The 12,968-nt window shown below is 51.0% G+C and carries 11 protein-coding genes; all 11 read left to right on the forward strand.

Features of this window, described 5'->3' with window-relative positions:
- Positions 1-232: 232 nt before the first annotated feature.
- The 11 genes from QZQ29_RS03230 (at position 233) to QZQ29_RS03280 (ending at position 12,695) form a co-directional block, all read left to right on the forward strand.
- Entirely contained in the window at positions 233-1,654 is a 1,422-nt protein-coding gene (locus QZQ29_RS03230; RefSeq protein WP_296959568.1) for a DUF6056 family protein, read from the forward strand.
- Positions 1,655-1,913: 259 nt separating this feature from the next.
- Entirely contained in the window at positions 1,914-2,882 is a 969-nt protein-coding gene (gene cpaB / locus QZQ29_RS03235; RefSeq protein ID WP_296959571.1) for a Flp pilus assembly protein CpaB, read from the forward strand.
- Between the two features lie 2 nt (positions 2,883-2,884).
- Entirely contained in the window at positions 2,885-4,615 is a 1,731-nt protein-coding gene (locus QZQ29_RS03240; protein ID WP_296959574.1) for a pilus assembly protein N-terminal domain-containing protein, read from the forward strand.
- A gap of 390 nt (positions 4,616-5,005) precedes the next feature.
- Positions 5,006-5,422 (forward strand): four helix bundle protein, encoded by a 417-nt coding sequence (locus tag QZQ29_RS03245; protein ID WP_296959578.1) that lies wholly within the window; start codon positions 5,006-5,008, stop codon positions 5,420-5,422.
- Between the two features lie 215 nt (positions 5,423-5,637).
- Positions 5,638-6,453, forward strand: coding sequence for an AAA family ATPase (locus QZQ29_RS03250; RefSeq protein ID WP_296959582.1), 816 nt, complete (start codon positions 5,638-5,640; stop codon positions 6,451-6,453).
- Positions 6,454-6,468: 15 nt separating this feature from the next.
- Positions 6,469-7,575: a response regulator gene (locus QZQ29_RS03255; protein WP_296959585.1), complete on the forward strand. Its 1,107-nt coding sequence runs from the start codon at positions 6,469-6,471 to the stop codon at positions 7,573-7,575.
- A 920-nt stretch (positions 7,576-8,495) separates the two neighbouring features.
- Positions 8,496-9,368 (forward strand): type II secretion system F family protein, encoded by an 873-nt coding sequence (locus QZQ29_RS03260; RefSeq protein WP_296959590.1) that lies wholly within the window; start codon positions 8,496-8,498, stop codon positions 9,366-9,368.
- Positions 9,369-9,447: 79 nt separating this feature from the next.
- Positions 9,448-9,672: a hypothetical protein gene (locus QZQ29_RS03265; protein ID WP_296959593.1), complete on the forward strand. Its 225-nt coding sequence runs from the start codon at positions 9,448-9,450 to the stop codon at positions 9,670-9,672.
- Between the two features lie 137 nt (positions 9,673-9,809).
- The gene (locus QZQ29_RS03270; RefSeq protein ID WP_296959596.1) at positions 9,810-10,334 is read left to right on the forward strand and encodes a TadE family protein; all 525 of its coding nucleotides are present in this window, start codon (positions 9,810-9,812) and stop codon (positions 10,332-10,334) included.
- Positions 10,335-10,365: 31 nt separating this feature from the next.
- Complete coding sequence (locus QZQ29_RS03275; protein WP_296959599.1) at positions 10,366-11,760, forward strand: CpaF family protein; 1,395 nt, start codon at positions 10,366-10,368, stop codon at positions 11,758-11,760.
- 2 nt (positions 11,761-11,762) lie between these two features.
- The gene (locus QZQ29_RS03280; RefSeq protein WP_296959602.1) at positions 11,763-12,695 is read left to right on the forward strand and encodes a type II secretion system F family protein; all 933 of its coding nucleotides are present in this window, start codon (positions 11,763-11,765) and stop codon (positions 12,693-12,695) included.
- Positions 12,696-12,968: the final 273 nt, after the last annotated feature.

Genomic DNA, 12,968 nt, shown 5'->3' on the forward strand with positions numbered 1-12,968 from the left:
TTTGAAAAATTCCGTATAAACCTATTATAATATATACATCTATTTTTTAGAATGATGGTTTTATAACAATAAAATGTAAATAAAGTAAGGAGATTGTCATGAGAAATCTTTTACATAATGGTTTATTATAATAGCTTATCCTGTTTTTTTATATTTGTGCAGTATGTATTATCTTTTTAAGGCATAAGTTCTCTTAAGGTACAGGAGGCATTGAATCTTTGGGTGGAGAAAAATGGTCCTTGATAGTATAAATTCAAAAAAGAGTTCAAAAAAGTGTGAATTATGCATTACTGCGGTATGTATATTCTTATTCATGCTTCTGCTGGAAAGTCTTGCTTTTCGGTTTATGGGTGATGATTATATCTATTCCTTTATGTGGGAGGGGCATTCCATGTATGTGCCTCTTTCTGAAAATGCCCGTCGTATAGATAGTTTCAGTGATATTCTTGCCAGCGGGTATTCCTATTATATGACCTGGGGCGGGAGAGTCATTGCCCAGATGCTGGCCATGTTCTTTCTCTGGGTAGGACGGCCCTGGTTTAATCTGGCCATGGCGGCAGGCATTATTCTGCTGCTGTTTTCCATCCAGTGGATTGCCCATGAGGGAAGAATCACATTTGCTTTTCGGCCTTTTGATATTTTAATGACCTTTCTATGCTTCTGGTCCTTTAATATTAACTTCGCTGGTACGATAGTGTGGATTGACGGGGCCTGCAACTACTTTTTTCCTATGCTTGCAGTGATTTTATTTCTCCTTCCATACATTCATCGGTATTTTCAGGAAAAAGAAAGCAGAAAGCCCGGTTATTTTATTCCGCTTATGTTTATCCTTGGCGTCCTGGCAGGAGATTCCAATGAGAATACCATCTGCTGGATAGGGCTCAGTGGACTGGTATATCTTGTTTGTTACGGGAAACGGAAGAAATTGGAATTCTGGATGGTAACCGGAATGGCAGGACTGGCCATGGGGTATGGACTCCTGATGCTTTCACCGGGCAATGTTATACGGATGAAGGAAAGCGGAGAAACATTCCAATTCCTGTTTCTTGACAGAGGCCATTTGCTCTCCCTGGGGTTCTGCTTTCTGGTGCAGAGTTTTCTGTGGATGTACCTATGGAAAGCCTATCGAAGAAGAAAATATCTGCAGGTGAAGAAGTATGGCCGACATATTCGCCTTGCCTCCTGGTTTGCAGTTATGAGCATGCTCTTTAATCTCATCATGCTTTTTTCTCCGGAGTCCCCTTTTCGCGCTGCCTTTCCCAGTCTTATCTTTTTGATTACGGCAGTCATGCTGATTCACAGGGCAGCACAGTTGAGCGAAACATATATAGTAAAAGCAGAGGCATGCAGGATATTGTCACTGCTTTGGGTTTTGTATTTTTGCGTTACTTTTTCAACTTCTGTAGTGCTGTATTATAACCAGCGCCTGTACATGGGGAATATTATCCGCCAGGCAGAAAGCTTTTCAGGAAAGAATCTGGTATTGAAAGTACCTGAGGAACCGGACGTACTCAAGAAAAAGTGGGGGCTGCTCACGGGCATGCATGCTTTTAACTCCCCTGTTGAAAAGGATGCCAATCACTGGAGGAATGTTGCCTTTGCCAGATATTATGGAATCAAGGGAATTTACAGGGAGGACGCAGAGGAAAAATAGAGGAGACTATTACTTCCTATAAAAAAATCTTATATCACTTTTCTGCTGGTTTTACAACTATCATCTTATTTTTTCTTGCTTCTTAGTAGCAGTAGATTTTGTGTTATGCTAAAATAATGCCAAGAAATATATGTTTTTACATACATGGGGGAATCGGGGATGAACGGCATAGTATAAAATCGGGCAGAAAGACAAAGCAGGTTCTGCCATTTTTTGATTCACCCATTCTGCTGGTTAACTGTATTAAGGGGGAGCGGAGTTGAAACTTTCAGATAAGATATCCGGCGCCATTGAGCGAATGTCTCCGAGGAAGCTGCTGCTGCTTTGCGGTCTGGCAGCCATTCTGGTCTTTATTATCATCTATTTTATTTTGTCGGCTGTATTTTCAGATAAAAAAGCGCCGGCAGCGGCACCGGCGGCCATGGTGCCGGTGATTGAAGCGTCCCGGGATATTGAGCCGCAGACCGTGATTACGGAAGACATGGTGAAAGCGGTGGACGTATCGTCCAACCTGGTTCCTTCCGGTGCTCTCACCGATAAGAATGCGGTGGTAGGCAAGAAGGCAGGCACCACCATCCTTTCCGGCGATGTGATTACAGCTAGAAAGCTGTCCCCAAAAGCAGGCGGCTTTGTAGGCCTCATTCCTGACGGCATGAGGGCCGTGTCCTTCTCGGTGAATGATGTCACCGGCGTTTCTGGCTTTGCAAAACCGGGGGACAAGGTGGATATCCTTCTGGTCACTTCCCGGGAAGGGGTGGACCGCATTACGTCCAAAATTCTTCTGAAGGATGTGCTCATTCTGGCGGTGAACAAGAGCAGCGGCCAGCCGCAGTCACAGCCACAGCCCCAGAATACGGATAAGAACGGAAAAGGAGTACCTGATGGCAGCGCACCAAGGCAGACCTCTTCCAGCACCGCTTCCATCGGAACGCCGTCGGTGGTGACGGTGGCATTGACGCCCTATGATGCGGCTAAGCTCATCGCTTCCACCCAGATCGGCCAGCTGCAGATGCTGCTCCGTCCAACGAATGATGAGGGTGACCATTATGTGGGATACTACGTCATTCCGCTTCCCAAGGCAGAAGCACCGCAGCCGGCGCCTCAACCGGTGTATGCAGCGCCGCAGCCTGCATCTGCTCCGGCGGTTTCCATTTCTTCCGGCGGCGCACCCAGCGGTTTTTCGGGCATTGAAGTCATTCGTGGTACCAGCGTGAGCAGGGGGCAGTAGTAATGATGAATAAAAGATTAAAACGAATCGGCCTCCTGGTGACGGCGGCCATGATTGGCGCAGCAGGCAATGTGTTTGCTGCGGATATTCTGAATGTGTCGGTGAATGGATCCCGGTACATGGAGGACTCCGGCATTACCCGGCTGGCTGTAGGAAATCCGGATATCGCCGATATCCGTCTCCTTTCCAATAACGATTACCTGGTGGTGGGAAAGAAAGCAGGCTCCACTTCCCTTCTGGTGTGGTCCAATAACGGCCGCCAGGAATACAATGTGTACGTTTCCGGTGACGATGAGGGCACGGAAAAGGCTATCCAGAAAGCCATCGGCTATCCCGGCGTGAAGGTGCAGATGATGAACGGCAAGGTTCTTCTCCGGGGTAAGGTGAAGAACCAGTATGAGCATGATTCTGCGGTGAAAGTAGCCCAGCTCTACCTGGGAAGCGGCGGAGGTGCTGCTTCTTCTGCCACTGCCAATGGCGAAAGCCAGGGGGCAGCCACCGATTCCAATATCATCGACCTGCTGGATATGACCAACCCCAGCCAGGTGCGTCTGGAAGCCCAGATTATTGAAATCAATACTTCGGCGGAGAGAGATTTAGGCATCCAGTACTGGTCGCCAACTCTTGGCAATACGACCACGACTAATGCTTTTGGCGAAACTACGTCTACCGATATTACCCGCGGTTCTTCCAACCTCTTTTATATAGGTGAAAATTTTAAGAATCCAAGGGGCAGCTTTGGCTGGCTGGGAAGCCATATTTCCAACATGAATGCGTCCCTCCAGGCGCTGGTGACGGAGGGCAAGGCCAGGATTCTGTCCCGCCCCTCCATTACCACCATGAGCGGCCAGAAGGCGAACATCCTCATTGGCGGCCGTATTCCCATCCCCACTTCTGCCGGTGACGGCCAGATTGCCATCGACTGGCGGGAATACGGTATCCGGCTGAACATTGAGCCCGTGGTGGATGCGGAAAACAAGATTACCTCCAAGGTACACGCAGAAGTATCCACTCTGGACTACGGTCACAGCGTGACGGAAAATGATTTTTCCATTCCTGCCATTGCGTCCAGAGAGGCTGACGCCGTTATTAACGTCCGCTCCGGCATGACCATGGCCATCGGCGGCCTCCTGAATTCCCAGGACGGCAAGACGGTTACCAAGATTCCTCTTCTGGGGGACATCCCCATTATCGGCCAGTTCTTCCGTCATACCCAGAAAACAAGGGATAACCGGGAACTCCTCATCCTCATTACCCCCACCCTGGTGTCCGACGAAACGCCGGTATCCATGAGCCAGCGCATGAAGGGCAGCTACGAGGACAACGAACGGTACCTCAGAAATGCAGAGCGAGTCAACGTGAATACACCGGTGAAACCGGGAACAGAGCAGCAGGAAACGGACCTCTTCGGCGGCAAGCCCGGCGAAGACAATGGAGACACCGTCATCCTGGAAGAAAAGCCCAAACAGGAAGGCCCCTCCCATATCCTCCGCACCACCGATGAAAAAGGCGAAACCGTCTACATCCCCATGACAGAAGAAGACTACGCCAAACAGAAAAACAACCTCCAGGTGGTGGGAGTAGAAAAGACCCCCCTGCCTGAAGGGGCAGAAAAAGTGCCCGTGGTGAAAAAAGAAAAAGTGGAACGGCCCGTAAATACTCAGGCTGCAGATAAAAACAAGGCGGATATTCGTAATAGAGTGAAGAAGATTATGGATGGGTATGCTAAGTAGCCCTGCGTCATTTCAGAGCCGTGGGTTGGAATCATATGAGGACATAGGTTCAAAAGGTTCAGAAGGTTCACAGGGTTCAGAGGGTCAGGTGTCGGCGCACAAATAAAAAGCGCCGACGGAGTATGAAGCCGCTGCGCGGCAATGGCAGTCTGCCTTGAGACCGGTATGGAAATACCCTGCTTTGCTTCTGGCGGAGCGGAAGAGCTGTGGGCTGGAGTCATGTGAGGACTAAGGTTCAAATGATTCAGAAGGTTCACAGGGTTCAGAGGGTCAGGTGTCGGCGCACAAATAAAAAGCGCTGACGGAGTATGAAGCTGCTGCGCGGCGGCGATTTTCTGCATTGGAATAAGTGTGGAAGTATGCTGCTTTGTGTCAAGGAGGTAGAATTTCATGGCCAGCTATAGAGACTTAAGGGCATGGAAGGAATCGTGCATGCTTGCCCGCGAAACGTATCTTCTTGTAAGGCAGCTTCCGACCTATGAATTACATGCATTGTCTTCTCAAATGAGACGGGCGGTAGTTTCTATTAGTTCAAATATTGCAGAAGGTTCCGGAAGAGGGACTATCAGGGATTATATCCGGTTTCTTTTTCAAGCCAAAGGGTCTGCACATGAATTGGAAACTCAGCTGATTTTATGTGTTGAACTGGGCTTTTTGAAACAGATGGATGTGAATCCTGTGCTTGAGCATGACCGCAGGATAATCTGGCTCATAGGAAGATTGATTAAAAGCTTAGAGGGAAAAGAAACTTTTGGACAGAACTTTATGGAAGATATAGATATTTATGATGCAGAACAATTGACATAAAGTATGTGGGACACCGTAGGTTTTATCTTTGGGATGCTCAAAATGTTAAGAGGCTATTTGTAATTGAAATTCAAAAAGGTGGGCGTTATACGAATTAAAACGCCCACACCACAACCCTCTGAACCTTTTGAACCCTTTGAACCTTCTGAACCCGATATCTCAATTTTATTCATCGCATATGACGCTGATATATCTAGAGGCAAATGGAGGAAAACATGGAAGGCAGGAAAGGGACTATATTTACTGTTTTCAGCACGGCTTATGCTGTGGGGAAGTCGCTGATTGCTGTTAATATTGCGGCGGAGCTGGCGAAGCAGGGGATGAAGGTCTGCCTGGTGGACCTGGACCTGCAGTTTGGGGATATATGCTACTACCTGAAGCTTAATCCGAAGAAGACCATTGCCGATGCCCAGCGGGCTATGAAGGCGAATCCCCGGGATACGGTGGCGGTGGAGTTTTTGACGAAGTATGCCGCCGGCGGGGTGTCCTTTGATGTGCTCACGAATCCGAAGCTCATGGAAGAGGCCTATAACATGGATAACGGTATCATTCGCTCTCTGGTGCAGCAGCTGCAGCTGGAGTATGATTACGTGATTATCGATACCACCTCCACCTTCAGCGCCCTGAACCTGTCCATGATGGACCTTTCCACGCTGATTAACTTTGTGGGCATCGTAGATTTTATCCCCACCATTAAAAATATGAAGCGCGGCAGCGATACGCTGAAGGAACTGGGCTATGACGACAGCAAAATCCGGTATGTGCTGAATCGCAGCAATGCAAAGACCCGTATCGACGTGGAGGACGTGGAGGCCATCCTGGGCAAGCATTTCGACTACGTCCTTCCCAATGATTTCCAGACCGCCCAGAATTCCGTTCGAAGCGGCGTACCCTTTGTGCTGGAGGCACGGCATACGCCGCTGGCGAAGGAGCTGATTTCCATCGTGGATGGCTATGTCCGCCCGGATACGGAACAAAAAGAAGAAAAGACCGAGGACCACGGCAGCTGGCTCTCCCGGCTGTTTTCTTAAAGGAGGTGAAGGATTTTGGCATACAGAACCGTCCTTATTGAAGAAAACCAGGTCATGCTGGAAAGACTGTCCAGCGTCATTAAAAATACACCGGGCTTCGACCTGAGCGCCCGCTACCGGAATGCCGGTGACGCCCTGGGGCAGATGCAGGCCTTTAAGCCGGAGCTCATCCTTCTTGATATTGATAATGAAAGAAACGGCGCGCTCCTGCCGGACCTGAAGAAATCCTATCCCCACACCGCCATTGTAGGCATGAGCCGGAAATGGGATTCCGAAGCCCAGTCCCGCCTCATGCGCTCCGGCGCCGGCGGATTCATGATTAAGCCCTTCACAGGAGAAGAACTTCGGGAAACCATCCAGAACCTGGGGAATTCCGCCGCTGCCCACCATTCGGAAGTGGTATCCTTCTTCAGCCCCAAGGGAAAGAGCGGCAAAACCACCCTCATTTCCAACCTGGGCGCTGCCCTGGCAAGGAAGACAGGGGAGTCCGTAGCCATCATCGACGGAGACCTCCAGTTCGGCGATATGTCCGTTTTCTTCAACCTCACGCCCCAAAGCACCATCGTGGAAGCGGTGCGTGATATCTCCTTCCTTTCCCCGGTGACTTTGAAATCCTACTTCGTACCGGTGAATGACCACCTCTCCATCCTCTGCGGCGCCGCTAAGCCGGACCTGGCGGAAACGGTGACAATCGAGGGTATGACCAGCCTCATCAAAATGGCCAGAAGCATTTTCCGCTACGTCCTCCTTGATCTCTCTTCCGGCTTCTCCGACGTATCCTGTACGGCCTGCGAACTGTCCGATAAAACGGTGCTCATGGCCATGGTGAACGGCGGCTACGAAGTGGAACACATGAAACGGGCCCTTGAAATCTTCCGCAGCTGGGATGACTACAAAGAGAGAGTCTGCCCGGTGTTCACCCGCGTTTCACCCTGTACGGAGGAAGAAAAAGCAGTCTTCTCTAAAGCCCTGGGCTTCCCGGTGGCCCATATCCTCCCCAACGAATATCTGGCTGTATCTTCCGCTGCCGATAACGGCAGACTGCTCATAGACCAGGACCCCAATAACCCATTCTCCCTGGCCGTGGAAAGCATGGCTGATGAGATAGCGCGAGAGAGGTAAGGGGGACAGGCCTGAAGGCCTGAGGTTTGACATCCGCTTCGCGGATGAAGGAGCTTAAGTTTCTTAAGTTTGACACGGCCTTCGGCCATGAGGGTTGTGGTGGGCGCCTGTGGCGCCAGTATAAAAGCCGCCTTGGAGCGGCGGCCCCCTTTGGTGCCTGCATGGACACGCCCTGGTGGGCGTGAGGGTTCAGAAGGTGCAAAGGGTTCAAAGGTTTGACGGGCCCTATGGCCCAAGGGTTGTGGTGGGCGCCTGCGGCGCCAGTATGAATGCCGCCTGCGGCGGCGCCCCCTTTGGTGCCTGTCGGCACCACCTTTCCCCCGCTAAAGCGGTGGGACTATGGACGCTCAGCATTGTGCCACATGATGCAGAAGGTAAGCGTGGAGGTTTTATTCTGCCCCCTGCATAGGGGGAAGTCCGGCGCAGCCGGATAAGGGGCGGCCACCGTAGGTGGCCAATCTTGCTAAAGCTGCATGGAGGAGATGGCTGCCGATTGTCAGTCAGGTAAACAATGGAGTATCATTACCGTGCTTCACCTCGTACACCCTTTTGCCACTACGTGGCATTTCCCCTCAAGGGGAAACGAGAGATAGCGGCGGGAAGAAATGTTTACGTTATCTTAGTTTTATAAAACTGCGCCCGTAGGGCGCCACCACAACCCTTTGAACCTTCTGAACCTTTTGAACCCGGGCGCCCATGTGGCCCCATGGGCGCCACCTCAACCCTCACGCCGAAGGCGTGTCAAACCTGAGAACCCTGTTTTGTATGATTCCCTCTTTAATTTTTTTCTACCTCCGTGTTATAATTCAGTCAGGAAGGAGAATGTCAGGATGATACTTTTATTTTCATTACTTTTCGCCTTTCTGTTCTTTATTCTTCTCTTCCTTGGCCTTACGGCAGTTCTGCGGCGGAGGAGGGAGATGGCGGAGCGTATCCAGATGTACTCCGGGTACCGGCCTTCTGTGGTACGAAAGGCTTCTCCCTTTGAGATGCTTCGGAGCCGGCTCCATGAGATTTTTGCGGAGAAGGCGAAGCGCTCCGGTACATCCGGGCGGAGCCGGCTGGATCTGATGATGGTGCGGGCGGGGCTTCCTTTGCTGGGGGCGGAATTTCTGGCCATTTCTGCGGGGCTGTCCCTTCTGGTATTTGTCATCTTTGCACTGGCCACTTTGAATCCTGTCACCGGCCTTCTGGCGGTGCTTCTCTTCCTGGCGGCGGACTTTGTGTTCGTACAGCGGAGAATCGCCAAGCGTCTCAATAATTTCCAGCGCCAGCTGGCGGACTGTCTCTCTCTGGTGGCGAACTCTCTGCGGGCCGGATTCTCTTTCCTGCAGACCATGGAAATCATTTCCCGGGAAATGGAACCGCCCATGTCGTCGGAGTTTGAAAAAGTCATGAGAGATACGAGCCTGGGAAAATCCCTGGATGAGGCTCTCCATGATATGGATGAAAGGGTGGGCAGTGCTGACTTCTCCCTGGTGATAACGGCTGTTCTCATCCAGCAGCAGGTAGGCGGCAACCTGGCTACCATTTTGGATACCATCAGGAATACCATTTCGGAGCGTATCCGTATCCGACGCGAAGTGAATACATTGACTGCGCAGGGCAAGATGTCGGGCATCGTATTGGCCTGCATTCCTGTGGCATTGGCTTTATTTTTCTACGTTTCTTCACCGGAATACCTGGAGCCGCTTCTTACTACCGATATAGGAAAGATGGCTATTGTTGGAGCTACATTCCTGGTGATTGTGGGCTTTGCCATCATCCGAAAAATTGTAGATATTAAGGTCTAGCTTTATTTCGGTAGAAAGCCATTTTGGCTTTTTATATAATCATTGATTGCAGAAAGTCAACGAGAGGGGGTGAATTCCTATGATGTCCTTAGCAAAACAGGTGTATGATTACTACTTCAGACCTTATCTCGGTGAAAAAGGCCAGGACATGGTCGAATATGCACTGATGCTGGCTATTATCGTTGGCATTGGCTGGCTGATTTACAAACAGGCCGGTCTGGCAAACAGCATTAACAACGTATTCTCTAATGCGAACAGCCTTATGGAAGCTGCTAACAGCCAGTCTGCTGGTACTACAACTTAATCCTTGGTTCTTTGGGGTGAATTGCAAAGAGCTTCTGCGCAAGCAGGAGTTCTTTGGAAAGGCGGCCAATAGTGCATTGGCCGTTTTTCCAAAGAATAATGAATCAATTTATATATGGAACGAAAGGAGGAACCATCGTGAAAAAACAGGGCGGACAGGATATCGTGGAATTCGCTTTGATGATTCCTCTTTTTATGGCATTTTTGGTGGGAATTGCTTTATTTGGCCTGTATTTCAGTGACTGGGTGACCTACAATAATTTGGCACGGTCCATGGCCAGAGAGGCGGCTGTTGCAACGGCTTCAATTCAGAAAGATGATAATCAAAACGAAATAGTGGTGAGAGATCCTTCTTTTGATAGGATTGCACAAGAATATGTTAAATACTATAAGGGGGTTACGACCCATATATATCTTTTAACGGATGATAGCATTAAATTCTCGATAGTTGATAATGATAAAAAGATAATACGAGATTCTGATACAACAAAGCAGAATCCTCCATACTCAGTAAAGGTAGAGCTGCATCTGAGCAAGAACTCAGATGACACAGGCTTTTTACTGGGGGTGAAGAATCTGAGAATTATTATTCCTGATTCAATGGATATTACTTACTACATGTATGCTGAGAATGACCCAAGAAATCAATCAACACAAAGTTGACTATTATTTCACTACAAAGGGGATGTAAACCGTGACACTGCTGGAACGTCTGGGGCGCCGTGAAGAGAAGGGGAAGGCCGAGGTCAAGGAAGAGAATATATTCGCCGGACGGGCGGTGGATGCGAAGGAAGAGGAATACCAGGCCCTGAAGCTCAATGTGCACCGTGCCATTGTGGAGGAAATGACTTCGGAGCAGCAGAAAATTCTGGACGGCACGAACCGCAGCCGCCAGGACATTGAGAATGTGATTTCCGGCTACGTGCAGCGGGTGCTGGAGCACAATCCTTTTGTGGTGCCCCGAGGTGAGCGGGCCCGTCTGGTATCGGATATCTGCGATGAAATTCTGGGTTATGGCCCCATTGAACCGTTCCTGAAGGATGACTCCGTCACCGAAGTCATGGTGAACGGGCCGAAGAAGATTTACGTGGAACGGATGGGGAAACTCCATTTGACGGGGGCCCAGTTCCATGATAATGCCCACCTTATGAGCATTATCGACAAAATCGTGACGCCAATCGGCCGTCACGTAGATGAAGCATCGCCTCTGGTAGATGCCCGCCTGCCCGACGGTTCCCGTGTGAACGTGGTGATTCCGCCGCTGTCCCTCATCGGACCCTGCGTAACCATCCGTAAGTTCTCCAAGACCCCGTTCTCCGTGGAAAATCTCATTTCCTTCGGCACCCTGTCGGAGCAGATGGCCATTTTCCTTCGGGCCTGCGTGAAGGCAAAGCTGAATATCATGGTCAGCGGCGGCACCGGCTCCGGTAAAACTACCAGCCTGAACGTGCTGTCTTCCTTTATTCCCCATGATGAACGTATCGTCACCATCGAAGATGCGGCGGAACTCCGGCTGGAGCAGCCCCATGTGGTGACGCTGGAAGCCCGCCCGGCCAATATCGAAGGCAAAGGGGCGGTGACCATCCGCGACCTGGTGAAGAACTCCCTCCGTATGCGCCCTGACCGCATTATCGTCGGCGAAGTCAGAGGCGGCGAAGCACTGGATATGCTGCAGGCCATGAACACCGGCCACGACGGATCCCTTACCACCGCCCACGCCAACAGCCCGAGGGATGTGCTGTCCCGTCTGGAAACCATGGTGCTCATGAGCGGCCTGGACCTGCCGGTACGGGCCATCAGGGACCAGATTTCATCGGCCCTGGACCTCATCATCCATCAGGAACGTATCCAGGACGGATCCCGTAAGATGACCTACATTACGGAAGTACAGAAAATGGAAGGGGACGTCATCGTGCTGCAGGACCTCTTCCGCTATAAGCAGACCGGATTCGATGAAAACGGCAAAGCCCTGGGGCAGTTCGTGCCCACAGGCCTGCAGCCCCAGTTCCTGTCCAAGTTCAAGGCCCACAATGTGGAATTTCCGAAATTCATGCAGCAGGCCGGCGGTCATTGGGAGGAAGGTGACTAACCATGCTGGCTCTTTCCATATCCATCGCCCTGGCCCTCTTCTTCTTCCTGGCTTTGTCGGTGCTGGCGCTGAAACGGTTCGGCGAAAGAGAAGTGAAACGCCGGCTTGATACCTTCCGCGATGAAACGGAAGAGGAGGAAGAGGAAACAGGGGAAGACGACCTGAAAAAGATTCCTCTCTACCAGCGTACCGTAGGACGGCTCCTGGCTCACGTGATGGAATTTCTGTCCAACTTCGCCCCCTCCTCCATGCCCAAAATCATGGAAAAGCGCATCATGCTGGCAGGGAAACAGGGCATATGGAAGGTGCGCCCGGTGGTGGGCATCTGGTTCTTCTCCATGATTTTCTGCGGCCTCATGGGCTTTTATTACACCACAAAGAACCCCATGGACACAGTCCAGGGTCTCTGCGTCGTATGGGGCAGCTTCCTCTTCGGTGCCCTCCTTCCCTTCGGCGTTTTCAACCATATCATCCGGAAAAGACAGGACCTCATCATCCGCCAGCTGCCGGATGTGCTTGACCTCCTTTCCATTTCCGTGCAGGCCGGCCTTTCCCTGGACGGCGCCATGCGTAAAGTGGTGGAACGGATGGAAGGCCCCTTAATCGATGAATTCCGCCGCATGCTCCGGGATACAAGAATGGGCATGACCCGCCGCCGCTCCATGCAGCTCATGGCCAAACGCTGCGACGTGCAGGACGTATACCTCTTCGTCATGTCCGTGGTGCAGTCCGAGCGCCTTGGCGCTTCCATGTCCGATACCCTGGTTATCCAGGCCGAAAACATGAGAGACCTAAGGCGCCAGAGAGCCAGAACCCAGGCCATGAAGGCCCCGGTAAAAATGGTCTTCCCCCTGGTCTTCTGCATTTTCCCCGCCATCTTCGTAGTAGTGCTCCTGCCGTCGCTCATTTCCCTCATGCAGACCATGGGGAAGTGAGCCGCTTCCCTTAAAACTTGCCTCCTCCATCTATGGGGAAGTGAGCCGTTTTCCTTAAAACTTGCTTCCCCTCATCTATGGGGGGGAGGGGGACCGCGTTTCTTTAAAACTTGCCTCCTCCATCTATGGGGAAGTGAGCCGTTTTCCTTAAAACTTGCTTCCCCTCATCTATGGGGGGGAGGGGGACCGCGTTTCTTTAAAACTTGCCTCCTCCATCTATGGGGAAGTGAGCCGTTTTCCTTAAAACTTGCTTCCCCTCATCTATGGGGGGGA

It is taken from the genome of uncultured Dialister sp., assembly GCF_900538805.1.
In the GTDB taxonomy this organism is placed as follows: Bacteria; Bacillota; Negativicutes; order Veillonellales; family Dialisteraceae; genus Dialister.

Bases quoted from the DNA above. Each gene is read 5' to 3' on its own strand.
- QZQ29_RS03230 (WP_296959568.1), top strand. From the start codon at position 233: ATGGTCCTTGATAGTATAAATTCAAAAAAGAGTTCAAAAAAGTGTGAA.
- QZQ29_RS03240 (WP_296959574.1), top strand. From the start codon at position 2,885: ATGATGAATAAAAGATTAAAACGAATCGGCCTCCTGGTGACGGCGGCC.
- QZQ29_RS03245 (WP_296959578.1), top strand. From the start codon at position 5,006: ATGGCCAGCTATAGAGACTTAAGGGCATGGAAGGAATCGTGCATGCTT.
- QZQ29_RS03250 (WP_296959582.1), top strand. From the start codon at position 5,638: ATGGAAGGCAGGAAAGGGACTATATTTACTGTTTTCAGCACGGCTTAT.
- QZQ29_RS03260 (WP_296959590.1), top strand. From the start codon at position 8,496: ATGGCGGAGCGTATCCAGATGTACTCCGGGTACCGGCCTTCTGTGGTA.
- QZQ29_RS03265 (WP_296959593.1), top strand. From the start codon at position 9,448: ATGATGTCCTTAGCAAAACAGGTGTATGATTACTACTTCAGACCTTAT.
- QZQ29_RS03280 (WP_296959602.1), top strand. From the start codon at position 11,763: ATGCTGGCTCTTTCCATATCCATCGCCCTGGCCCTCTTCTTCTTCCTG.